This is a genomic window from Streptomyces sp. NPDC056452 (genome assembly GCF_042796085.1).
Classification (GTDB): domain Bacteria; phylum Actinomycetota; class Actinomycetes; order Streptomycetales; family Streptomycetaceae; genus Streptomyces.
In genome coordinates, this window is the sequence record NZ_JBHTRI010000035.1 from 53,025 (window position 1) to 77,222 (window position 24,198).

Sequence of the window (24,198 nt, forward strand, 5' to 3'; positions counted from 1 at the left end):
CCCTGCATGCGGGAAGGTACGGGAACGTGTTCTTTCCGCCTTCCAGCTAGACGGACGAGACAAGGGAGCACCAGCGACATGCCGGGCACTGTGACGATGTACAGCACCACGTGGTGCGGCTACTGCCGCCGGCTCAAGGGCCAGATGGACCGCGAAGGCATCGCGTACACCGAGGTCAACATCGAGCAGGACCCGGATTCGGCAGCATTTGTCGAGAAGGCGAATGGCGGAAACCAGACGGTTCCGACCGTGCTCTTCCCCGACGGTTCGACGCTGACGAACCCCTCGCTGGCCCAGGTCAAGCAGGCGCTCGCCGCAGCCTGATCTCTCTTGTGCGTACAGGGTGGCCCTCGCTCCGGCGGGGGCCGTCTGCATGATCGCGGACTGCTGGCATCAGCGCGGACGGTCGGCGAACCAGTCGACGCGCGTCCGAGCCGTGACCGGAAGGGCCTCGAGTCCGTCGTCGCCCAGAATCCGCTCGGCGGTCTCCACCGAGCAGCCGACGTAGGTGGACAGCAGGTCCCAGTCCGTGGTCACCACCCAGCTGCGGTCGTCCGGCCACCAGAATTCCGGACCGTCCTCACCGACTCTGTCCGCCACCTCTGCACGTACGGCTTCCAGGTCGGCCAGGGAGGAACGGCGAACGAGCGGTTCGTCCTCACCCCAGCTGACTGCTGCCAGATCGTAGGCGAAGCAGACGCTCTGGGCGCCGGTCACTCCGGCAAGGCACCGGGCCAGCGCCTGTCGGCTCGGGCCGTCGAGAACCCCTTCTTCGGTCTGCCACATCGGCTCCCCCGGGAAACGGAACTCGTCCGGGAGGGTCAGATGGGACAGCTCGGGGTGGAAGGAAATGCCGGCGTCCTCCGCCCACGTCTTCCACGTGCGGGTGCGTCCCGACCCATCCGTCGCCGCGAACCGATGAAAGATCCGCACGTACGCTTCGAAACCGCTCGGCACGAGCTCGGACACCACGTGTCCGGCACCGCTCTCGGTCCGGCCGAGCCGCTCCTGGAGCCAGGCCAGCTCCGTGCCCTCGTACTTCCATACCCGTCCTTCTGTCATGTCTCCCCTTGGTCGGGCAGGAAGGGTGGCGCGTCCCCGCGCACGTCACACGGGGTGCCGCACCGTGCCGCCGCACCCCGCCCGCGTACCCGCCGTCAGCCGGCGCCGCCCGGCCTCGGGAGTGGCTTGCCGTACCAGAGCTCGATCAGGCGCGCCGCGATCGAGATGCCGAACGGGGGCAGGACCTCGCCCGATTCGAAGGCCGCCGTCAGGTCCTCGCGGGAGAACCAGCGGGCCTCCTCGATCTCCTCGCCGTCCACGTTGATCTCCGAGGAGGTGGCGCGTGCCATGAACCCGAGCATCAGGCTGGACGGGAACGGCCAGGGCTGGCTGGCGATGTACTCGACCTCGCCGACGGTGACGCCGGCCTCCTCGAACACCTCGCGGGCGACGGACTGCTCGATGGACTCCCCCGGCTCGACGAAGCCCGCGAGCGTCGAGAAGCGTCCCTCCGGCCAGTGCACCTGGCGGCCCAGCAGGGCCCGGTCCTGGTCGTCGGTGACCAGCATGATCACCGCGGGGTCGGTACGCGGGTAGTGCTCGGCGCCGCAGGCCTGGCAGCGGCGGATGTGGCCGGCTGCCGCGATGACGGTGCGCTCGCCGCAGCGTGAGCAGAAGCGGTGCAGCCGCTGCCAGTTCTCCAGGGCCACGGCGTGCACCATGAGCCCGGCGTCCCGCGCGCCCAGGAGCAGCCCCGCCTCGCGCAGGCCGGCGGGGCGGGCGGACTGGTCCATGCGGCCCGGCAGGGAGTCCTTCTGGAGGGCGAAGTAGCGCACGCCCTCCTCGTCGGTGCCCAGGAAGTAGCGGTGGGTCTCGGTGAGCGGCGCCTCGAAGGACGGGGTCATGACGAGCTCGGTGCCGCCGTCCGGGGTGTCGTCGATCAGCGCCTGCCCGCCCGATACGACGAAGACTCTGGTCGTCGGGTGGCTCCAGGCCGCGGCGAGCCAGGCCTCGTCGAGCCGGTGGTGCGCGGAGCGGTCGATGCCGCTGGGCGCGGTGAGGCCGATCGGACGGTCGGCGGTGGCGTTGTCGAAGGTGCTCACAGGTGCTTCCTACTCCCCCGGGGGTGGATCGGGTGATCAGAGATTCAGCGTGGTGCCGCGGCCAGTTCGCCCCACAGATGGGCGGCGGTCTCCACGCCCTTGAGGAGGAGGTCGATCTCGACCTTCTCGTCGGGGCCGTGCCAGCCGTCGGACGGTACGGAGATGCCCAGGAAGAGGACGGGGGCGCCGAGCACGTCCTGCAGGTCGGCGGCGGGGCCCGAGCCTCCTTCGCGGGTGAAGAGGATCTTCTTCCCGAAGGCCCGTCCCATGGCACGGGCCACTGCCTGGAGTGCGGGGTGGTCCAGCGGGGTCAGGCAGGGGCGGGTGGCGGGCGCGAAGGTGATCCGGTGGCGGATGCCGGCCGGGATCTGTTCCTCGGCCCATTTGCGGACCATCTGCTGGACGCGCTCCGGATCCTGGCCGGCGACGAGCCGGAAGCTCAGCTTGACCAGGGCGGACGAGGGGATGACCGTCTTGCTGCCCGCCCCCTGGTAGCCGCCGCCGATGCCGTTGACCTCGGCGGTGGGACGCGCCCAGATGCGTTCCAGCGTGGTGTACCCGGACTCGCCCGCGGTGGCCTGGGAAGCGGCGGTGCGCAGCCAGGTGGCCTCGTCGAAGGGCAGCTCGGCGAAGAGGGCGCGCTCGGTGTCGGTGAGTTCGGCCACGCCGTCGTAGAACCCGGGGACAGCGACCCGTCCCTGTGGGTCGTGGAGCGCGGCAACGAGGCGGGCCAGGGCGGTCGCGGGGTTGGGTACGGCGCCGCCGAACGATCCGGAATGGATGTCCTGGCCCGGGCCGTGCAGCTCGATCTCGCACTCGGCGAGACCGCGCATCCCGGTGCAGACGGTCGGGGTGTTCTCGTCCCACATGCCGGTGTCGGAGACGATCACGACGTCGGCGGCGAGGCGGCCCGCACGCTGTTCGGCCAGGGCGCGGAAGTGCGGGGAGCCGGACTCCTCCTCGCCCTCGACGAGGAGCTTGAGGTGCACGGCGGGGGTGGTGCGGCCGGTTGCCGCGAGGTGCGCCCTGACGCCGAGGGTGTGGAAGAACACCTGGCCCTTGTCGTCGGCCGCGCCGCGTCCGTACATCCTGCCGTCGCGGATCACCGGTTCGAACGGGTCGGTGTGCCAGCCGTCCTCGCGGGCCGCGGGCTGCACGTCGTGGTGGCCGTAGACGAGGACGACCGGTGCGTCCGGGTCGTCGGACGGCCACTCGGCGAAGACGGCCGGGGCGCCGGGCGTATCCCAGATCTCGGTGACGGGGAACCCGGTCTGCGCGAACTTGTCCTTGAGCCACTCGGCACTGCGCCGTACGTCTCCGTCGTGCTCCGGCTGTGCGGATACGGACGGGATACGCAGCCACTCGGCGAGGTCGTCGAGGAAGGCTGTGCGGTGCTGCTCGGTGTACGTACGGACGGCGCTGTCCGGGGTGTCGCTCATGGTCCTGAGCCTAACGGCCCTGCGGAGGTGACTCGTCCAGCAGGAGCTGCTCCAGCTCTGCCCTGCCCGGCAGCCGGGCGGGGCTGACGGTCTCGCCGGTGCGTACGTACAGGAACGTCGCGGCGACCGCTTCGGGCGGAAGGCCGTGCAGTTCGGCCCAGGCCAGGCGGTAGACGGCGAGCTGGAGGGGGTCGGCCGTGCGGTGGTGGCCGGTCTTCCAGTCGACGATCTCGTAGGTGTCCCCCGTGCGGTAGACCGCGTCGATCCGGCCCCGGATCACCCGGCCGGCGAGGGTGATCTGGAAGGGGGTCTCGACGCGGTACGGGGTGCGCCGGGCGTACGCGCTGCGCTCGAAGGCTTCCTTGAGCGCGGTGAGATCGCGTTCGTCGGCGATCTCCGTGTCGTTGTCGTCGCCCCCGGGGAGCTCGTCGGGGCCGAGCATGGGCAGCGGCAGCTCCTCGAACCTGGACTCGACCCAGGCGTGGAAGCGGGTACCCCGGCGGGCAGCGGGCTGTGGGGGCCTGGGCATGGGGCGGGCCAGTTCCCGCGCGAAGCTCTCGGGGTCGTCGGCCAGGTGCAGGAGCTGGGTGGCGGAGAGCGAGGCGGGCACGAGGACGTCCCGCACGGATGCGCGGGCACGGCGCAGTTCACCGGCGAGGGCGTCGAGATCGCGGTCCCAGGAGGCCAGGGTGCGCGATTCCTCGGGGGTGAGCTCCGCGTCCGCGGGGGTGCGGGCGGCGGGAACCTGAGGGGCGGTAGGAGCCGGGTGCTGCGACGGGGCCCCGTGGGAGGGCGCACCGTCGGGGAACGGGTCGTCGTACGGTGCGTCGGTCTCGTCGTACACCTCCTCCCCGTTGTCGTACGGGGGTTCCGCGTCCTCGTCGTACGGGGGTTCCTCGTAGGACAGGGCGGGGCCCTCCTCGTACACATCCGGTACGGGAGTGGCGGCCAAGGCCTCCAGGTGGGCCAGCACCGTGTCCCTGGCCTCGCGACGGCGGGCCATGGACGCGTCGTCCAAGGGCAGCGGCCAGGCCTGATCGGTGTCCTTCTCCTGGAGCGCGGGGTTCTCCTCGTCCTCCCCGGGCTCGTCCGCCCAGGCCTCGATCTCGCCGTACCCGGCGGCGCAGTGCTCGTACAGCGCCTCGAGGAAGGCGGACGGGCCGCGTGTCTTCTTCTGGGACGGGCCCCACCAGTGGCCGGAGCCGAGGAGCAGGCTGCGGGGGCGGGTGAAGGTGACGTAGCCGAGGCGGAGCTCCTCGGTGTGCTGGTGCTCCTTCATCTCCTCCTTGAAGGCCTTGAGGCCCTTGGCGTCCCAGGAGTGGATGACCGGGAGGGTGGCCGCGTCGCCGCGCAGTGCGTGCGGCAGCACCTTGGACTGCGAGGTCCAGGCGTCCCGGGACTGGCCGCTGGGGAACTGACCGGTGACCAGCCCCGGCACGGCGACGACGTCCCATTCCAGGCCCTTGGACTTGTGCGCGGTGAGGACCTTGACGGTGTTCTCCCCGCCGGGCAGGGCGTTGTCCAGGCCCTTCTCGTACTGCGCGGCGGTGCGCAGGAAGCCGAGGAAGGCGAGCAGGGAGGCTTCCCCGTCGACTGCGGCGAAGCCCGCGGCGACGTCCAGGAAGTTGGCGAGGGTCTCGCGCCGACGGGCGGCGAGGGCGTGCGGCGACGCGGAGAGTTCCACTTCGAGGCCGGTGGTGCCGAGGACGCGGTGCAGGACGTCCATGAGGGGATCGGCCAGTGAGCGGCGCAGGTCGCGCAGCTCGGTGGCGAGGCGGGCGAAGCGGACGCGTGCCTCGGCCGAGAACGGCAGTCCGTCGTCCTCGGCCCCTCCGGACTCCAGGAAGGTGTCCAGGGCGTCGGCGAGCGAGATCACCTCGGCGGGGTCGATGCCTTCGACCGCTTCGGCGAGACGGCGGTCGGGGTCGAAGTCGTCGTCCTCTCCGTGGGAGGCACGGTGGACGAGGAGGCGGGCGCGGCGGCCGAGCAGTGCGAGGTCCCGGGCGCCGATCCGCCAGCGCGGCCCGATGAGCAGCCGGACCAGCGAGGCGTTGGCCCCGGGGTCCTGGAGGACCTCGCAGACGGCGACGAGGTCCGCGACCTCGGGGAGGTGCAGCAGCCCGGACAGGCCGACGACCTCGACCGGGATGTCCCGGGCGACGAGGGCGGCCTGGATCAGGGGGAAGTCTCCGGCGGTCCGGCACAGGACGGCGATCTCCCCGGGTGCGGTGCCGGTCCGTACGAGGTGGGCGAGGGAGTCGCCGAGCCAGTCGATCTCTTCGGCGTGGGTACGGAGCAGGGCGCACCGCACCATGCCGTCCCGCTCGGCTCCGGGCGCCGGACGCAGGGCCTCCACGCCCTCGTGCATGGCGCGCAGGGGGTCGGCGAGGCCGTTGGCGAGGTGGAGGAGGCGGCCGCCGCTGCGGCGGTTCTCGCTGAGGGAGTAGCGGGTGGCGGGGGTGCCGTCGGCATGCGGGAAGTGCCGCGGGAAGTCGTCGAGGTTGGCGACGGAGGCGCCGCGCCAGCCGTAGATCGCCTGGCACGGGTCTCCGACGGCGGTGACGGCGTGGCCGGCCGCGGCTTCGCCCGACCCGCCGAAGAGGCCGGCGAGCAGGAGGCGCTGGGCCACGGAGGTGTCCTGGTACTCGTCGAGCAGGACGACCCGGAACTCGTCGCGCAGGATGGCGCCGACCTCGGGCCGGGTGAGGGCCAGCTCGGCGGAGAGGGCGATCTGGTCGCCGAAGTCGAGGAGGTCGCGGCTGCGTTTGGCCGTCCGGTAGCGCCGGGTCAGCTCGAGGAGCTCGCGGCGGGCCTCGGCCGCCTCGGGGATCTTGCGCAGCTCGGCGTTGGTGAGCCTGGCCGTCGAGAGCGTGCGGAGCAGTTCCGTGTCGTACTCCACGAGCTGTTCGGGGCGTACGAGGTGTTCGGCGAGCTCGGCGTCCAGGGCCAGCAGGTCACTGACCAGCGTGGGGAAGGATCTGGTCAGCGCAGGGAAGGGGCCGGGGGCCTCGCGCAGCACCCGGGCGGCGAGCTGGTAGCGGGTGGCGTCGGCGAGGAGGCGGGTGGTGGGTTCGAGCCCGATCCGCAGGCCGTGATCGGTGAGCAGCCTGCCGGCGAAGGCGTGGTACGTGGAGATGCTGGGCTCGCCCGGGGGGTTGTCCGGGTCGATGACGTCCGGGTCGGTGACCCCGGCTGCGACAAGGGCCTTGCGGACCCGCTCGGCGAGCTCGCCCGCTGCCTTGTTGGTGAACGTCAGGCCGAGGACCTGCTCCGGGGCGACCTGCCCGGTCCCGACGAGCCACACCACGCGGGCCGCCATCACCGTGGTCTTCCCCGAGCCGGCTCCGGCCACGATCACCTGCGGGGCGGGCGGCGCGGTGATGCAGGCCGTCTGCTCCGGGGTGAAGGGGATCCCGAGGAGCTCCTTGAGCTGCTCGGGGTCGGTGATACGCGAGGACACTCCAGAGAGGCTAACCGGAGACACCGACAAAGCCGTCCTGCCCGGACGGAGCACGGGCAAGGACCCGGGACAGCGCCCGGCCCCGCGCGCGTGACAGCGCCGGGTCGAGCGCCCGGGACGTCGACGGGTGGCTCACCCGGAACGTCACTCGATGATCTGACGGCCTTCGGGCTGTGCGCTGCACGAGGCCCGGAAGGTGCAGTGGGTGCAGTGCTGGCCGGCCGTGGGCGTGAAGCGTTCGTCCAGGACGCGGCCGGCGGCCGTGGCCAGCAGGTCCGAGACCCACTCCCCGGACAGCGGTTCCTGGGCCTGCACCTTGGGAAGGGCGTCGCCGCCCTCCTTCTTCGGGGCCGGCTGGCGCAGCTGTACGAGTTCGGCACCGCCGGAATCGAGGCGTAGGCCGTCGAAGACGTCGTCGACGGCGCCTTCCCTGACCGCCAGCTGGTACACGGCGAGCTGGGGGTGCGCGGCCACCTCGTCCTTGGTCGGTGCCCCCTTCCCGGTCTTGAAGTCGACGACGTACGCCCGGCCCTCGGTGTCCTGTTCGACCCGGTCCATGGAGCCCCGGATGCGCACCGCGTACTCCCCCGCTTCGAGCGTCACGTCGAAGTCGTGCTCGCTGGCGGCCGGGGTGCGTCCGGTGCGGTCCATGACGTGCCAGCGCAGGAAGCGCTCCAGGGCGGCGCGCGCCTGGTCCTTCTCCTGCTGGGACTTCCAGGGGGCGTCGAAGACCAGGCCGTTCCAGACGGAGTCCAGGCGCTCCATCAGGACGTCCAGGTCGGCGGCGGTGCGGCCGGAGGCCACTTCGTCGGCGAGTACGTGGACCACGTTGCCGAAGCCCTGCGCGGCCGTCGCCGGGGCGTCGGCCTTCACCTCGCGGCCCAGGAACCACTGCAGGGCGCAGGTGTTGGCCAGCTGGTCGAGGGCGCTCCCGGACAGTGCGACGGGATGGTCCCGGTCGCGGAGCGGCACTTCGGAACGGGTCGGCTCGTTCAGTCCCCACCAGCGGTACGGATGGGCCGCGGGCACGAGCGGCTGGCCCTCGTCGTCGGCCAGCGCGGCGAGCCGGGCGAGCCGGTGGGCGGCGGCGTCACGCAGGGCTGCCGAGGCGGCGGGGTCGACGGTCGTCGCCCGGAGTTCGGCGACGAGCGAGGCGACCGCGAGCGGACGGCGCGGCCGGCCGGTGATGTCGCGTGGTTCGACCCCGAGTTCGGTGAGGAAGCGTGACGGCTGGTCGCCGTCGTCGGCGGGGGCCTTGACGGCCGTGACGACGAGACGTTCCCGGGCGCGGGTGGCTGCGACGTAGAACAGGCGGCGTTCCTCGGCCAGGAGCGCCCCCGGGGTGAGGGGTTCGGCCAGGCCGTCACGGCCGATCCGGTCCGCCTCGAGGAGCGAACCGCGGCGGCGCAGGTCGGGCCAGAGCCCTTCCTGCACCCCGGCGACGACGACCAGCCGCCACTCCAGGCCCTTGGAGCGGTGCGCGGTCATCAGCCGTACGGCATCGGGGCGCACGGCACGCCGGGAGAGCGTGTCGGCGGCGATGTCCTGGGCGTCGACCTCTTCCAGGAAGTTGAGCGCGCCCCGTCCTCCGGTGCGCTCCTCGGCGCGGGCCGCTGTCTCGAAGAGGGCGCACACGGCGTCGAGGTCCCGGTCGGCGTTCCGGCCGCCCGCGCCGCCGCGCAGTGCGGCCCGCTCCAGCCTTCCGGGCCAGGGCGTGCCGTCCCACAGGGCCCACAGGGCCTCCTCGGCGGTGCCGCCGCCCTCCAGGAGTTCACGGGCCTTGCGCAGGAGCGCACCGAGGCGCTGGGCGCCGCGGGCGTACGCCGGATCGTGCGCGACGAGGCGCTCGGGCTCGGCGAGGGCCCGGGCCAGCAGCTCGCCGGAGGGCGGCGGCACGCGGTTGCCGGCGGCCCGCTCCTCGTCGCGCAGGGCACGGCCCAGGCGCCGCAGATCGGCGGCGTCCATGGAGCCGAGCGGGGAGGTGAGGAGGGTGAGGGCGGTCTCGGTGTCGAGCCGGCCCGCATCCGCGGCGCTGTCTGTGTCGCTGTCGCTGTCGGTCTCGGTCTCGGTGTCGCTGTCGCTGTCGGTGTCACTTCCGGTGTCGCCGGTGGCAGCATCACTGTCACCGTCGCTGTCGCCGGTGGCAGCATCACTGTCACCGACGGTGTCGCCGGTGGCGGCGTCGCTTCCCGTCCCGGCGTCCTCGTGGCGCTCGGGCACCGCACGGCCCACCGCCGCCGTCGCCACCGTCCGCAGCGCGGTCAGCAGGGGCGCGACCGCCGGCTCATGACGCAGCGGAAGGTCGTCGCCGTCCACCTCCAGCGGCACACCGGCGGAGGTCAGCGCCCTGCGCACGGCGGGAATCGAACGGCCTCCGGCACGCACGAGGACCGCCATGTCCTTCCACGGCACGCCCTCCTCCAGGTGCGCGCGCCGCAGCAGGTCGGCGATGTTCTCCAGCTCGGTGGAAGCGGTCGGATAGGTGTACGTCTCGACGCGCCCGCCTCCGCGTACGGCGGACAGCTCGCGGTGGGCCCGGACCTTGTCCGACGGCAGGCGGGTGAGCGGCATCCGGCGGGTGAGCAGCCGGGTGGCGGCGAGCAGCTCCGCACCGGAGCGGCGCGAGGTGGTGAGGACACCGACGGGGGCGGGCGCGCCGTCGGCACGGCGGAAGGTGTCGGGGAACTCGAGGATGCCGTTCACGTCGGCGCCCCGGAAGGCGTAGATCGATTGGTCCGGGTCACCGAAGGCGATCAGTGTCCGGCCTCCCCCGGTGCCCGGGGCGCTCCCGGAGTTCCCCGCCAGCGCGTGCAGCAGCCGCACCTGGGCCGGGTCCGTGTCCTGGTACTCGTCGACGAAGACCGCGTCGTAGCTCCGGGCCAGCAGTGCGCCGACCTCGGGACGCTCGGCGAGCAGGACAGCCCGGTGGACCAGTTCCGCGTAGTCCAGGACGCCCTGTGCGTCCAGGACGTCCAGGTATTCGGCGAGGAACTGCGCGGCGGCGCTCCAGTCCGGGCGGCCGGTGCGGCGCGCGAAGGCGGCGAGGGCGTCCGGGCCGAGACCGAGTTCGCGGCTGCGGGCCAGCACCGCTCGTACCTCGTCGGCGAAGCCGCGCGTGGTCAGACAGGCCCGCAGCTCGTCGGGCCAGCGGACGTGGGCGAGCCCTGCCTGTTCGAGGCCGAGCTGGCCCGCGAGGAGCTCGCGGACGGTGACGTCCTGCTCGGGTCCGGAGAGCAGGCGCAGCGGATCGGCGAACAGGTCGGCGTCCTGGTGTGCGCGGACCAGGGCGTAGCAGTACGAGTGGAAGGTGGTGGCCTGCGGGCCCCTGGGGCCGCCGAGCCGGGACGCCATCCGGTCGCGCAGTTCCACGGCCGCCTTGCGGCTGAAGGTGAGGACCAGGATGCGGGCCGGGTCGGTCCCCGCGGCCACGCGGGCGGCGACGGCCTCGACGAGCGTGGTGGTCTTGCCCGTGCCCGGTCCGGCGAGGACCAGCAGCGGGCCGGTCCGGTGGTCAACCACCGCGCGTTGGCCTGCGTCCAGGAGAGGGGGGTCCACGGATCCCGGCGGGGTGCGCACCAGCCGGTAGGCGCCCGGGGTCCGCCGCCGTGCCTGACGGTGCGGACTGTTCCGGGTGGTGAAGGAGGAGCTCACGTGGATCGCCGGTCCTGGTGGGTGTACTCGGTCTGCTCGGGTGGCCTGGGTGTGCTGGGAAGGAAGGAGCGGAGCGTGCCGCGCGTGGACGACGCTACGCCAGCGGCGGGCAGGCGCGCAGCGAGTGGGCTGCGTCCCTCGTCACGTGTGCGTCCCGCGGACCCGGCTCGCGTCCTGTACCGGCCCGGCGCATGTCTCCGGGGCGCGCGATGGCCGAAGCTGTCAGATGTGAGCTTCCTCGCCCCCGGCCGGACCGTGGTCCGGCCCGCTGCCCGGACGGCCTGCCGCGTCCGTGACGCCGTCCCATCTGGCGCGCTTCATGTCGAGGCGCGGGAGGTGCCCGTCCGCGCTGCGCGAGGCTTCGCGCAGCGGTGTGCCCTCCTCGCGGTAGTGGTCCAGCGCCCGCAGCTCGTGCCCCGGGAGCAGTGCCCCGTCGGCCCGCACGACGCGCCACCACGGCACCGCGGAGCCGTACAGCGCCATCACGCGGCCGACCTGTCTCGGTCCGCCGTCGCCGAGCCACTCCGCCACATCGCCGTACGTCATGACGCGGCCGGGCGGGATCAGGTCGGCGACGTCCAGGACCCGCTCCGCGTACTCGGGCAGCTCGGTGTCCGTAGGGGGCTGCGGCGCCGCACCGGCAGCGCCGCCGCTCGTCCGGTCTTTGCTCATCCGACACATCCTGCCGTACGCCACCGACAGTCGTGCCGGTTCGGTGTCGCCCTGATCACACAGCGTGCACGCGAGGGCAAAGGAGCGTATGTTGCGCATCGCGCGCCCGTGCAATGCACCCTGATGCCCCCCTCTGTCTGCAGGCCGTGCCACCATCATGCGGGCGGTGACCGGTGATACGAGAACACGAAGACCAATCAGAGGCGACGAAGGAGCAGGGCGTGCAGCCACCGAAGGCGGCCGACGCCTCTGATGCGGAGCCGCGGCCGAACGCGCCCGACGCCCCGGATGAGCAGACCGCCACCGCGGATGCGCAGACCGCCGCCGCGGACGGCCGGAGCACTCCCGGGACCGAGGGGGAGCACCTCGCGGGCTCGACCCTCGCCACGGCCGACGCGGGGCTGACCGACCGCGTATCGGGTGACGAGCCGCTGCTGCCCGCCCGTGTGCACCGCCCCTCCGACCTGCTGCGGCTCCTCGTCGGTGTCCTCGCGATCGTCCTTCTCTTCTCCATCGCCGCCTTCGCCCAGGGCACCACCACCGGCCTCGAGGACGACATCTCCAAGGGCACCGACCAGGCGCCCGACCTGCTGATCAAGATCGCCGGCCTGGTGTCCAGCATCGCTGTGCTGCTCGTACCGGTCGCCTTCGCGATCGAGCGGCTGGTCAAACGCGACGGGCTGCGTATCGCGGACGGCGTGCTCGCCGCCGTGCTGGCCCACGGGGTGACCCTGGCCACCGACCTCTGGGTCGCGAGATCGGCGTCCGGGACCATCCGGGACGCGCTGACCCAGCCGCAGCCCGGTGACGCGCTCACCGACCCCGTGCACGGTTATCTCGCCCCCGTCATCGCCTACATGACAGCGGTGGGCATGGCACGCAGACCGCGCTGGCGGGTCGTGCTGTGGGTGGTGCTGCTCCTGGACGCGTTCGCGATGCTGGTCGGCGGCTACACCACGCCGTTCTCGATCATCCTGACCGTGCTGATCGGCTGGACCGTGGCGTACGGCACGCTGTACGCGGTCGGCTCGCCGAACGTCCGTCCGACCGGCCAGCACCTGATGGCCGGTCTGCGCCATGTCGGCTTCCGCCCGGTCGCCGCGATGCGCACCGAGGACGCCGCCGACAACGTCGACCAGAGCGATCGCGGCCGCCGCTATCTGGTCACCCTGGAGGACGGTCCACCGCTGGATGTGACGGTCGTCGACCGAGAACAGCAGGCGCAGGGCTTCTTCTACCGGGTGTGGCGCAGGCTCACCCTGCGCAGCATCACCCAGCGCCGCTCCATCCAGTCGCTGCGCCAGGCTCTGGAGCAGGAGGCGCTGCTCGCGTACGCGGCGATCGCCGCCGGGGCCAACGCACCCAAGCTGATCGCGACCTCCGAGCTCGGCCCCGACGCCGTGATGCTGGTGTACGAGCACATCGGCGGGCGCTCGCTGGACTCGATGGAGGACGAGGAGATCACCGACGACCTGGTGCGCGGCGCCTGGCGGCAGGTCAAGGCGCTCCAGTCCCGGCGGATCGCGCACCGCAGGCTCACCGGTGACGCGATTCTGGTGGATCGTTCCGGCACCGTGTTCGTCACGGATCTCCGCGGGGGTGAGATCGCCGCCGGCGACCTGATCCTGCGCATGGACGTCGCCCAGCTGCTGACCACCACGGGGCTGCGGGTGGGCGCCGAACGGGCGGTGGCCGGGGCGCTCGCCGTGCTCGGTCCCGACGCCGTCGCCGACAGCCTGCCGCTGCTCCAGCCGATCGCGCTCAGCCGCTCCACCCGGGCGACGCTGCGCAGGATCGCCCGCGAGCGCTCGCAGCGCGAGCGCGAGGCCGTGCTCGAGGCCTCCCAGTCGGCCAAGCAGGCCAGGGCGGAGGGGCAGGACGAAGCGGCGGCCGGCGACCGCAAGACGGTACGCAAGTCGCTGCGCACGGAGAAGCAGGCCGAGAAGCGGGCGATCGACGATGCCCTGGACGAGGCGCGTGAGGAGGACCTGCTCGCGCAGATCCGTCGGCAGGTGCTGCTGATCCGGCCGCAGGCGCCGGTCGAGCCGGTGCGGCTCGAACGCATCAAGCCGCGCACCCTGTTCAGCTTCATCGCAGGTTCGATCGCCGCGTACTTCCTGATCTCGCAGGTCACCGAGGCCGACTTCGGGACGGTCGTCGAGCAGGCGGAGTGGGGCTGGGTGGCGGCGGCGCTGGGCTTCTCCGCCCTCAGCTACATCGCGGCGGCCATGAGCCTGCTGGGCTTCGTGCCGGAGCGGGTGCCGTTCGGCAAGACGGTGCTGGCGCAGGTGGCCGGGTCGTTCGTGAAGATCGTCGCACCCGCGGCGGTCGGCGGCGTGGCCCTGAACACCCGCTTCCTGCAGCGCGCCGGAGTACGCCCGGGGCTCGCCGTCGCGAGTGTCGGCGCCTCCCAGCTGTTCGGTCTCGGCTGCCACATCCTGCTGCTCGCCCTGTTCGGTTATCTGACGGGTACGGAGAAGACGCCGGACTCGCTCACCCCGTCCAGAACGGTCATCGCGGGGCTGCTCACCGTCGCGGTGCTCGTGCTGGTGGTGACCGCGATCCCCTTCATGCGGAAGTTCATCGTGACGCGGGTGCGGTCGCTGTTCGCCGGGGTCGTGCCGCGCATGCTCGACGTCGTGCAGCGTCCGCAGAAGCTGGTCACCGGCATCGGCGGCATGCTGCTGCTGACGGGCCTGTTCGTACTCTGCCTGGACGCGTCCATCCGCGCGTTCAGCGGTCCCGATGTACCGCAGCTCAGTTACGCCAGCATCGCGGTGGTCTTCCTCGCGGGCAACGCCCTGGGATCCGCGGCGCCGACCCCGGGCGGTATGGGGGCGGTCGAGGGTGCGCTGACCCTGGGTCTCATCGCGGTGGGCCTGCCGAAGGAGGTCGCGGCGCCTGCGGTGCTCCTGTACCGCGTGATGACGCTGTGGCTGCCGGTGCTTCCCGGCTGGATCTGCTTCAACCAGCTGACCCGGAAGGGCGAGCTCTAGAGCGCGTCCCAGGACTCGCTCCGGAACAAACCGCACGGGGCGTGTGCCACTCGCATGGACCGTGCCCCGCGCGCTCCCCCGCGCCCCGCCGCACGATGGGGTCATGAGGACCTCCCCCGCCCTGCGTGCCGCTGCCCTCGCTGCCACCACCGCCGTGCTGCTGCCGCTGGCCGCCTGTTCCGACGGCGACGACGGCGGGGGTACGGACCGGGCGAAGCCCTCCACGGCGTCGACCGCCTCCCCCACGGCGACGGCGGAGGAGCTGTCCTCCCAGAAGCTCGACTGGCAGCCCTGTCCCGCCCCGAACGAGGCCCAGGGCAGCGGGACCTCTCCCTCCCCGCTGCCGGGCGGAACGCGATGGGAGTGCTCCTTCATGGACGTGCCGCTCGACTACGCGGAGCCGGACGGCAGGACCATCGAACTGGCGCTCGTCCGCGCCAGGGCCAGGAACCAGGACCGCAGGATCGGCTCGCTCGTCTTCAACTTCGGCGGACCGGGCGCCTCCGGTGTGGCCACCCTGCCGTCCTTCGGAACGGAGTACGAGACGCTCCGCACCCGCTACGACCTGGTGAGCTTCGACCCGCGCGGGGTGGGCCGCAGCGAGGGCGTCGCCTGCTCGGACGACGAGGAACTCGACGCGCGGTACGAGAGGGACGGCACCCCGGACGACGCCGCCGAGGAGAAGGCCTTCGTCGAGGACCAGAAGTCCTACATCGCGGACTGCGAGGACAACTCCGGCGAGGTGCTGCCCTTCGTCGGTACGACGAACGCCGCCCGGGACATGGACCTGCTCCGCGAAGTGCTCGGCGACGACAGGCTGAACTACTTCGGGATCTCGTACGGAACGGAGCTGGGCGGTGTCTACGCCCACCAGTTCCCGAAGAAGGTCGGCCGCATGGTCCTGGACGCCGTCGTCGACCCGACGGAGAACTCCAAGGAGTCCTCGCTCGGCCAGGCCGAGGGCTTCCAGCTCGCCCTGGACAACTTCACCGCCGACTGCGCCGAGCGCGACGACTGCAGGCTCCCCGGTGCCACCTCGCAGGAGGTCCAGGACTGGATCGCCGCACTCCTGGACCAACTGGAGAAGAAGCCCGTCCCGGGCCTCGGCGAACGCGAGCTGACGCAGACCCAGGCCACCACCGGCATCGCGTCGGCCCTCTACTCCAAGGAGACGTGGCCGCTGCTCGAACAGGGTCTCGACGAGGCGGACGGTGACAACGGCGGGCTGCTGCTCGCGCTCGCCGACTCGCTGAACGGCCGTTCCGAGGACGGCCGCTACGACAACTCGAACGCCGCCAACGCGGCCATCAACTGCGCGGACTCCAAGGAGCGGTTCACCCTGGAGCAGACCAGGGCCGCCCTCCCCGCGTTCCGCGAGGCCTCACCGGTCTTCGGCGACTACCTGGGCTGGGGACTCATGTCGTGCACCGGCTGGCCGGTCGCGGGCGCCTGGGAAACTCCCGACGTCAGCGCCCCGGGGTCGGCACCCATTCTGGTCATCGGCAACACCGGGGACCCGGCGACGCCGTACGCGGGCGCCAAGGCGATGGCGGCCGAGCTCGGCAAGGGGGTCGGGATCGAGCTCACGTACAAGGGCGAGGGGCACGGCGCGTACAACGGCGGCAGCGTCTGTGTGCAGAGGGCCGTGGACGGCTATCTGCTGAACGGGAAGGTACCGGCGACGGGCACGGTCTGTGAATGACAGCCCTTAGCATGACCGGGCATCTGTCACGCCCGCGTGCGCCCACCGCCTTCGCGGAATCGGGCTCCGGGCAACGGGGAGGGAACGCCCATGCGTGTACGCGGACGGGCCGCCAGGGCCGCTGCCCTGGCCGGAGCGGCCCTGCTGACGGCAGGGGTGCTCGCGGGATGCGACAGCCCCGCACCTCCGCAACCCGCACCCCGGGAAACCGCGTCCGCACGGCCCGGCTCCCCGCCGTCCTCCTCGTCCGCCCCCCAGAAGCTGAACTGGAAGCGCTGCGAAGCCCCGGAGGGCGGCAGTGCGCCCGGTCCCGCCTGGCGGTGCGCCACCGTCGACGTCCCGCTGGACTACGCGCGACCGGACGGCGACACGATCGGCATCGCGCTGATCCGCAAGCAGGCCACGGCGAAGAGCCGGCGCATCGGCTCCATGCTCTTCAACTTCGGCGGCCCCGGGGGCTCTGGCGTCGACATCCTGCCGCGCGCCGCAGGTGCGTACCGCAAGCTCAACACACGCTACGACCTCGTCGGCTTCGATCCCCGCGGCGTCGCCGGCAGCTCCGGGGTCCGCTGCCGGACCGACGAGGAGCAGGAAAAGGCCTACCGGGAGATCGACATGACCCCGGAGACGGCTGCGGAGGAGACCGCGTTCGTCGAGGACGGTGCGGACTTCGGCGCCGGCTGCGAGCGCCGCTCCGGCACGGTGCTCCCCCACGTCGGCACGACGAACGCGGCCAGGGACATGGACGTGATCCGCAGGACGCTCGGCGACGGGAAGCTCTCCTACTTCGGCATCTCGTACGGTACGGAGCTCGGCGGAACGTACGCCCATCTCTTCCCGAAGAACGTGGGGCGGGTCGTGCTGGACGCGGTCGTCGACCCGACGGCGGACACGGTGGGCCACGCACGCAACCAGGCGACGGGCTTCCAGCGGGCACTGGAGAACTATCTGAAGGACCGCGGCCAGGACCCGGAGGCGGGCACGCAGCGGATAGCGGCGCTGCTGCGGCGGATCGACGCCGACCCCCTGCCGACCTCCTCGGGCCGCAGGCTCAACGAGACGCTCGCCATCACGGGCATCGTGACCCCGCTCTATTCGAAGAGCGGCTGGCCGACCCTGACGGACGCGCTCGACGAGGCCCAGAACAGCGGCACGGGCGACGGGCTGCTGCGGCTGGCCGACTCGTACAACGGCCGTGACGAGGACGGGCACTACGACACCCAGAACCATGCGCAGCGGGCGATCTCCTGCGCCGACACCAAGGCCAGGCCGACGGCGTCCGAGGCGCGGGCACTGCTGCCCGAGTTCCGCGAACTGTCGCCGGTCTTCGGCCCGTTCCTGGCGTGGGACACGGCCGGATGGTGCGCCCGGTGGCCGGTCGAGGGGGAGCACGACACACCGGAGGCGAGTGCTCCGGGCGCCGCGCCGATGCTCGTCATCGGCACGACAGGCGACCCGGCGACACCGTACGAGGGTGCGCAGAAGATGGCCGACGAGCTGGGCGAGGGGGTCGGCATCATGGTGACCAACAAGGGTGAGGGGCACGGCTCGTACGGCGAGAGCACATGCGTGACCTCGCTCGTCGACGCCTACTTCCTGGACGGGAAGATCCCGTCGGACGGCCGGACCTGCGGCTGACGGCCCCACGCGAAAGGGGCCGGCCCCGTGAGGAGCCGGCCCCTTTCGTACAGCGGAAGACCTAGTAGACCGGCTTCTCGGGCTCGATCTGGTGGACCCAGCCGATCACGCCGCCGCCGACGTGCACCGCGTCGGCGAAGCCCGCCGACTTGAGGACCGCGAGGACCTCGGCGCTGCGGACACCCGTCTTGCAGTGCAGGACGATGCGCCTGTCCTGCGGCAGGTCCTGAAGCGCGTTGCCCATCAGGAACTCGTTCTTCGGGATCAGCTTGGCGCCCGGGATCGAGACGATCTCGTACTCGTTCGGCTCGCGGACGTCGATGATCTCGATCTTCTCGTCCCCGTCGATCCACTCCTTGAGCTGCTTGGGAGTGATCGTGGAGCCGGCCGCCGCCTCCTGGGCCTCCTCGGACACGACGCCGCAGAAGGCCTCGTAGTCGATGAGCTCGGTGACGGTGGGGTTCTCGCCGCAGACCGCGCAGTCCGGGTCCTTGCGGACCTTGACCTGGCGGTACTGCATCTCCAGGGCGTCGTAGATCATCAGCCGGCCGACCAGCGGGTCACCGATACCGGCGAGCAGCTTGATGGCCTCGTTGACCTGGATGGAGCCGATGGACGCGCAGAGCACGCCCAGGACACCGCCCTCGGCGCAGGACGGGACCATGCCGGGGGGCGGCGGCTCCGGGTAGAGGCAGCGGTAGCAGGGACCGTGCTCGGACCAGAAGACGGACGCCTGGCCGTCGAAACGGTAGATCGAGCCCCAGACGTACGGCTTGTTCAGCAGGACCGCGGCATCGTTGACGAGATAGCGGGTGGCGAAGTTGTCCGTGCCGTCCACGATCAGGTCGTACTGGGCGAAGATGTCCATCACGTTCTCGGCTTCGAGCCGCTCCTCGTGAAGGACGACGTTCACCAGCGGGTTGATACCCAGCACCGAGTCCTTGGCCGACTGGGCCTTGGACCGGCCGATGTCGGCCTGGCTGTGGATGATCTGGCGCTGCAGGTTCGACTCGTCGACCTCGTCGAACTCCACGATGCCGAGCGTGCCGACACCGGCCGCGGCCAGGTACATCAGGGCCGGCGAGCCGAGCCCGCCGGCGCCGACACAGAGCACCTTCGCGTTCTTCAGCCGCTTCTGTCCGTCCATCCCGACATCCGGGATGATCAGGTGGCGGGAGTACCTGCGGACCTCGTCGACGGTGAGCTCAGCAGCTGGCTCGACCAAGGGTGGCAGCGACACAGGAACCTCAACAATGCAGGTGGTCGGTTTCTACGTACTTCATCTACGTACGGTTGTTCTGCCGTAACACTGCCACGCCGCTCCTCATTCCGAGATACCGGGTCCGATCCGCGAGACAAATTCGTCCCAGTAGCTGGGCAGTGCCGCAAATGGGTCCGTTTGTCCTCTCCGGCCGTCACGGTCGGTGAAGAAGATCGTGCCCGCGCCCTGCCAGCGGGCGACACGCATGGCCTCCTCGAGGTGGGTGCGCGGAACCCCGTGGACGAAGTGGGCGAAGCGGCCCGGCTCGTACGCGGCGGTCCACTCGGCCACCTGTGACCAGCGGTAGTCGGTCCACGGCCCGCGGAAGGTGACCAGTTGGTCGGCGGCCTCGGCGTAGCCGGGATGCGGGTGCGTGCCGTGCCCCAGGACCAGCATGCCGCCCCCGTCCGCGCTGTCGCTGTCCTCCAGGAGCGCACCCAGGGTGCTGGTGAGCCGGCGGACCGCCGGGAGGTCGGCGCGCTCGGCGGGGCAGCGGTCGAGGTAGAAGCCGCCGACGCGGTACCAGTCGAGGAAGGACTGGGCGTCGGCGACCAGTTCCCCGAAGGGGCGGCTGCCGAAGGCCAGATCGAGGTGGCCGAGCAGCCGGCCGCCCGCCGCCCGTACCGCGTCGTCGGGAGCCTCTCCGTGCAGGGCCCGTTCCCGGGCGTTACGGAGACGGCCCGCCGCCTCCAGACAGTGCGGGTCGGGCCGGGCACCCGGCCCGTTGTCGATGTTGAGGACCGCCCAGTGCAGCGGCGTGCCGGGGCGATTGAGCTCGGCCCACTCGGTGGGGGCGAGCAGCGGATGGGCGTAGCCGGGGACGCCGACGCCGAGCTGTTCGGCGCCGCTGGTCCGCAGGGCGGCGCCGGTGCTGGTCAGATACGGCATGCCGCCTCCATCCAGATGTCGGCGAGGGACTCCTCCAGATTGATCCGGGGGCGCCAGCCGAGCCGGTCCCTGGCGGTGCGCACATCGGCCTGCTGCCACGCGCCGCAGCCGTCCGGGTAGGGGGACGGGGTCGCGGCGAGATGCTCGACGACGGATTCCGCGGAGGTCCGGGGCGCGCCGATCGGAAGCCGGGCGGGAGGCGTGTCCAGCTCGTGGAGAGCGCCCGCGTATCCGGCGACCCTGGCCAGGACCGCCGCCGCGTCGCGCAGCCGTACGGCCCTGCCGGTGCCGATGTTGACGACGCCCTGTGCGGCGGACAGCGAAGCGGCGTGGACGGCGCGGGCCACGTCCCGTACGTCGACGAAGTCGCGCTGCACACCGAGGCCGCTGAGCTTGAGCTCGGGGTCGCCGGACTGCATGGCGCGGCGCATCGTCTCGGCGAGCCTGCCGAGCGGGGAGCCCGCCGGGGTGCCCGGCCCGACCGGTGAGAAGACCCGCAGGACGACCGCGTCCAGGCCGGAGCCGAGGACGAGTTCGGTGGCGGCGAGTTTGCTGACGCCGTACGGGCCTCCGGGACGGGGCACGGCGTCCTCGGGGGTGGACGAACCGGGCTGCGAGGGCCCGTACTCGGAAGCGCAGCCGACCTGGACGAGCCGGGCGCTGCAGCCGCTGCGCCGCATGGCCTCGCAGACGGTGGCGACGGCGACGGTGTTGTGGCGGGTGAGGTCGCGTGCGCCGCCGCGGGTGGCGCCCGCGCAGTTGACGACGACTCCGGGGTGGACCGCGTCCAGGAAGCGGGTGAGCGCTCCGGGACTTCCGCCGGCGAGGTCGAACCGTACGTCGGCGTCGTCGCCGCGGCCGAGCGCCGTGAGGTGCACGGCGGGGTCGGCGAGCAGGCGGTCGGCGACGAAGCGGCCGAGGAATCCGTTGGCTCCGAGCAGCAGAACCCTCATCGCGCGCCCCCTGAGTGCCGACGGCGGGCTGCCGGTGCGAGGGATTGGGGGGTCATGTCCGGTGTCTCCTTGAGGAAGGTGTGGTGCGGGAGGAAGGTCCGCGGCGTCGGCTCCGCGGGTGGGCGTTCTCTGGTTACGCCGTGGCGTGGGCGGAAGCCCGGGAGAGCGCGACCGAGGCGTGGATCAGGAGGCCGAGGGCGGCGACGCCGCAGGCCAGGGTGGGTACGCCTCCGGTGCCGGCCGCCATGACGAGGGCCTCGACGGGCCGGGCGAGGAGGTCGAGACCGGGCAGCCGCCCGGCCAGGATCAGGAAGGGAGCGGCCACTTCGACGGCGCAGGCTGCGGCGAGTCCGGTGGCGGCGGGTTCGGGGAAGCCGTGGACGGCCAGCAGGCGGGCCAGGAAGAGCAGGACTCCGAGCGCGGCCGGGGCGAGAGGGGCTCCGCCGCCCCCGTAGCCGAGACCCGCGAGGAACAGCAGGGCGGCCAGCGCGCACAGGAAGACGGCGACGAGGCCGAGGAGCAGGGGGCGTACTCCGGCGCCGAACTCCGCCAGCCCGTGGCTGCCGGCGAGTCGGTGGCGGGCGTGCACGGCGAACAGGTGCGCGCACCAGGCGGCGGGGGCCACGGCCAGCGCCAGCCCGAGGACGGGCGCGGGCGCCGCCGCCCAGTGCCCGTCGGGACCGCCGCTGATGACCTGGCTGAGCAGATCGTCGCCGTAGACCGCGTATCCGAGGAGCCAGCAGACGTACAGCGTGACGCCGCCGACGCTGTCCGGGGTGCGCAGGGGGCCGGTCCGCAGGCAGAGCCGGAGCGCGAGGGCGACGAACAGCGCCCCGACGGCCGTCACCGCGAACCGCGCCTCCCCGTCGAGCACCCCTTCGGTGGCCCTGAGCGCCCCGACGGTCGCGAGGCACGCGGCGCCGGGCAGCAGCGCGAGCAGCGTCCAGCCGGCCCGCGTCTCGGTGTCGGGTCCGGGCTGCGGGGCGTCGGAGGGTGTCGGCCGTACCGCGCCCGGTACGCGGGCGTAGAGCTCCTCCGCGAGGCTGAAGACGTCACGGTGCCGGTAACGGGCGGCGGTGCGGTCGGTCAGCCCGTGGGCCTCCAGACCGGCGGCGATCTCCAGGGGGTCGACGGCCCGCTCGCAGAGGTCGCGGTGCCGGTGCATGAGCAGCTTCACGGGGTCGGCGGGTCCGCGCCGCACGACGGGCCTGCGGGCGGGGTGGTAGGCGATCTCGGGTGCGCGGACGCCGGGGGCGGCCGGTTCCGGGGCATCGCCGGCCGTCGCCGCGGACGTCCCGCCGACCATGTCGTCGGTGACGGTGGCGGCGGACAGCGGGTCCTTCGCGGTGGACTCCGGGGCACGCTCCGGCAGTGCGGCGGCTCCGGCCCGGGCGTCGGTCGGTCGGCCCATCGTGGGTCCTCCGTGGTCATGGCCTGTCAGGTCGTCACGCATCGCGGTCCCCCGCTCGGCGTGCGCCCGCGCACACGCCCTCATCGGCTCCGACCGCCCAGCTCGGCACCCGGGGGGCGCCCGAAGCCACCGGGGCGTGAGGCAGGTGGCCCAGCACATGGGCCTCGGGGGGTGTGGCGAAGGGGCGTGGCGGCCCGTCGGGGTCCTCGGGACCCGCGGTCGCCGCCCATCGGGCCGGGGAATGCATCACGAGGTCCAGGTAAATGCCGCGAAATGCCGCAAGGTTCTGCTCGACCGTGAAGAGTTCGAGCGCCCGGGCCCGCGCCGCGGCTCCGAGTCGTGCGCGGCGCTCGGGGTCGCGCAGCAGCGCGACGCAGGCGTCGGCGAGCGCCCGGGGGTTGCGCGGGGGCACCACGAGCCCCGTACCGCCGATGACTTCGACGACGGCGCCCACATCCGTCGAGACGGTGGCCCTGCCGCAGAACATCGCCTCGACCAGGCTGATGGGGAAGCCCTCGACGACGCTGGACAGGACGACGACGCCGCCCGCCGCGTATGCCTCCGCCAGGTCGGGGACCTCGGGGCCGCCGATCTCCTCGAAGGTGACCGGGTTGTCGCCCACGGCGTGCGCGTCCGTCGCCTCGTCGGGGAAGAGCTGGGCGGCGAGCGCCTTGCAGTGCGCGAGGTAGGTGTTCCCCTCGCCGCCCTGGGCCGGGGCCCCGAAGATGCGCAGCCGGGCGTCCGGTTCGGCCCGGCGCACCTCGGCGAAGGCGTGCAGCAGGGCGATCAGGTCCTTGGCGGGTTCGATCCGTCCGATCCAGACGAGCGTGTCCGGACCGCCGCCGTCGTCGCCCTCACCGACGGCCCCGAAGCGCTCCGCCTCCATGCCCGGGTAGACCGTGCGCAGCTTGGCGCGGTCGGCCCCGCACCGCTCCTGCCAGCGGCGGACATGGGTGTTGCCGGGCGTGATGACGGTGGCCTGCCGGTACACCTCGGAGGCCAGCTGCCCGTGGAAGTTGGCCAGCAGGGCGCGCACCGGCGCACCGAACGGCGCCTCGGGCGCGGCCAGATAGTGCGTCCGCAGCGGTACGCCGTGTTCCGTGACCAGCAGCGGCACTCCGAAGAAGCGTTTGGCCAGCAGCCCGGGGAGGGCGGCTGCGCCACCGGAGGCCGCGTGGCAGACGTCGACAGCCCCGAGGCTCTCCTCGTCGTACCAGTCGAGGGAGAGCGGGCGCAGGACGCGCTCCAGTTCGGCGGCGAAGGCGAGGTAGTCGGGGACGGTCGCGCCGTGCACGGTCCGTCCGGTGCCCGGGGCGCGGCACGCCGACTCCACGATCTGTACGGTCACCTCGGAGCGCAGTGCGGTGTGCAGGCCACCGCGCTCCCGGGCCAGTTCGGCCAGACCGTAGAGGCCGTCGGTGAAGCGGTCCGCCGACGCGGCGTACGCGGCCGCCCGCCCGGTGTCCTCGCCGGTCTCCGCGGCGGCGTCGCCTCCCGCGCAGACCGCGTCGACGAGCGCCGTCACGTGCGAGGTGAAGCGCCGCCGGTCGCGCCGCCCGTACGAGCGCCCGAGACCGGTGGCGAGCCGGCCGGGCAGCCCTCTCGGACGGAGTCCGTGCCGGGCCTCGTCGTCGTGCGTCCACAGCGGCGCCGTCCGCACCCGCGCGACCCGGTCCGGGAGCCTCACCCAGCCCTGTTGTTCCTGGTGGGCGGAACGGCTGAGCGCGAAGAGGTCGAACTCGTGCTGGGGCAGACCGCGCACCAAGCGGTCGCACCAGAGTCTGGACTCACCGGTCGCATACGGATAACCACCGTCCGTGAGGAGTCCGATCCGCACGAGCACACCCCCGATCTCCCTTGTGGGCGGCCGCCGTTGATCGGCGACTCACAGCGGGACGACCGTAAGCGGATACGCCGGTGGTGGGGGGGGCGGGGTGGCGGGCCCCCCCGCCACCGGGGTTACGACCGCACAGAATCCCCCCCCGCGACGGGTGGTGCGCGCGGGGGCCCGGGGGGGGGGCC

The 24,198-nt window shown here is 72.5% G+C and carries 15 protein-coding genes; 4 read left to right on the plus strand and 11 right to left on the minus strand.

All coding sequences use genetic code 11. From position 1 onward, the window contains the following. Positions 1 to 78 precede the first annotated feature (78 nt). On the plus strand, positions 79 to 324 hold the full coding sequence (locus tag ACFQ6X_RS28920; RefSeq protein ID WP_383185650.1) for a mycoredoxin: 246 nt from the start codon (positions 79 to 81) through the stop codon (positions 322 to 324). Positions 325 to 393: 69 nt separating this feature from the next. Here ACFQ6X_RS28920 and ACFQ6X_RS28925 read toward each other — a convergent pair whose 3' ends face one another. The 6 genes from ACFQ6X_RS28925 to ACFQ6X_RS28950 form a co-directional block, all read right to left on the minus strand. Further along, a complete protein-coding gene (locus ACFQ6X_RS28925) occupies positions 394 to 1,062 on the minus strand; it encodes a hypothetical protein (RefSeq protein ID WP_383185652.1) in 669 nt (222 codons plus the stop codon). A gap of 95 nt (positions 1,063 to 1,157) precedes the next feature. Next, a complete protein-coding gene (nudC, locus tag ACFQ6X_RS28930; RefSeq protein WP_329207620.1) occupies positions 1,158 to 2,105 on the minus strand; it encodes an NAD(+) diphosphatase in 948 nt (315 codons plus the stop codon). A gap of 44 nt (positions 2,106 to 2,149) precedes the next feature. Next, the gene (locus tag ACFQ6X_RS28935; protein ID WP_383185654.1) at positions 2,150 to 3,544 is read right to left on the minus strand and encodes a dipeptidase; all 1,395 of its coding nucleotides are present in this window, start codon (positions 3,542 to 3,544) and stop codon (positions 2,150 to 2,152) included. Positions 3,545 to 3,554: 10 nt separating this feature from the next. Then, positions 3,555 to 7,004, minus strand: coding sequence for a UvrD-helicase domain-containing protein (locus tag ACFQ6X_RS28940; protein ID WP_383185656.1), 3,450 nt, complete (start codon positions 7,002 to 7,004; stop codon positions 3,555 to 3,557). Between the two features lie 144 nt (positions 7,005 to 7,148). Beyond that, entirely contained in the window at positions 7,149 to 10,655 is a 3,507-nt protein-coding gene (locus ACFQ6X_RS28945) for a UvrD-helicase domain-containing protein (protein WP_383185658.1), read from the minus strand. Between the two features lie 222 nt (positions 10,656 to 10,877). Continuing rightward, positions 10,878 to 11,327, minus strand: coding sequence for an MGMT family protein (locus tag ACFQ6X_RS28950; RefSeq protein WP_383185659.1), 450 nt, complete (start codon positions 11,325 to 11,327; stop codon positions 10,878 to 10,880). 221 nt (positions 11,328 to 11,548) lie between these two features. On the opposite strand from ACFQ6X_RS28950, the gene ACFQ6X_RS28955 reads away from it, so the two are divergent. The 3 genes from ACFQ6X_RS28955 (at position 11,549) to ACFQ6X_RS28965 (ending at position 17,663) form a co-directional block, all read left to right on the plus strand. After that, entirely contained in the window at positions 11,549 to 14,323 is a 2,775-nt protein-coding gene (locus ACFQ6X_RS28955) for a lysylphosphatidylglycerol synthase domain-containing protein (RefSeq protein ID WP_383185661.1), read from the plus strand. 103 nt (positions 14,324 to 14,426) lie between these two features. Continuing rightward, positions 14,427 to 16,025: an alpha/beta hydrolase gene (locus ACFQ6X_RS28960; protein WP_383185663.1), complete on the plus strand. Its 1,599-nt coding sequence runs from the start codon at positions 14,427 to 14,429 to the stop codon at positions 16,023 to 16,025. Between the two features lie 90 nt (positions 16,026 to 16,115). Continuing rightward, positions 16,116 to 17,663, plus strand: a complete 1,548-nt coding sequence (locus ACFQ6X_RS28965) for an alpha/beta hydrolase (protein WP_383185665.1) — start codon at positions 16,116 to 16,118, stop codon at positions 17,661 to 17,663. A gap of 61 nt (positions 17,664 to 17,724) precedes the next feature. Here ACFQ6X_RS28965 and moeZ read toward each other — a convergent pair whose 3' ends face one another. From moeZ to ACFQ6X_RS28990, 5 genes are all read right to left on the minus strand, one after another. Further along, the gene (gene moeZ, locus ACFQ6X_RS28970) at positions 17,725 to 18,903 is read right to left on the minus strand and encodes an adenylyltransferase/sulfurtransferase MoeZ (protein ID WP_329207634.1); all 1,179 of its coding nucleotides are present in this window, start codon (positions 18,901 to 18,903) and stop codon (positions 17,725 to 17,727) included. A gap of 84 nt (positions 18,904 to 18,987) precedes the next feature. Further along, entirely contained in the window at positions 18,988 to 19,812 is an 825-nt protein-coding gene (locus ACFQ6X_RS28975; protein ID WP_383185667.1) for a spherulation-specific family 4 protein, read from the minus strand. Continuing rightward, the gene (locus ACFQ6X_RS28980; RefSeq protein ID WP_383185669.1) at positions 19,800 to 20,765 is read right to left on the minus strand and encodes an NAD-dependent epimerase/dehydratase family protein; all 966 of its coding nucleotides are present in this window, start codon (positions 20,763 to 20,765) and stop codon (positions 19,800 to 19,802) included. The genes ACFQ6X_RS28975 and ACFQ6X_RS28980 overlap by 13 nt, the downstream gene beginning before the upstream one ends. Positions 20,766 to 20,898: 133 nt before the next feature. Next, the gene (locus ACFQ6X_RS28985; RefSeq protein WP_383185671.1) at positions 20,899 to 22,176 is read right to left on the minus strand and encodes a hypothetical protein; all 1,278 of its coding nucleotides are present in this window, start codon (positions 22,174 to 22,176) and stop codon (positions 20,899 to 20,901) included. A gap of 34 nt (positions 22,177 to 22,210) precedes the next feature. Beyond that, positions 22,211 to 24,013 carry a DUF3492 domain-containing protein gene (locus tag ACFQ6X_RS28990; RefSeq protein ID WP_383185686.1) on the minus strand — a complete coding sequence of 601 codons (1,803 nt, stop codon included), beginning with the start codon at positions 24,011 to 24,013 and terminating at the stop codon, positions 22,211 to 22,213. Positions 24,014 to 24,198 lie beyond the last annotated feature (185 nt).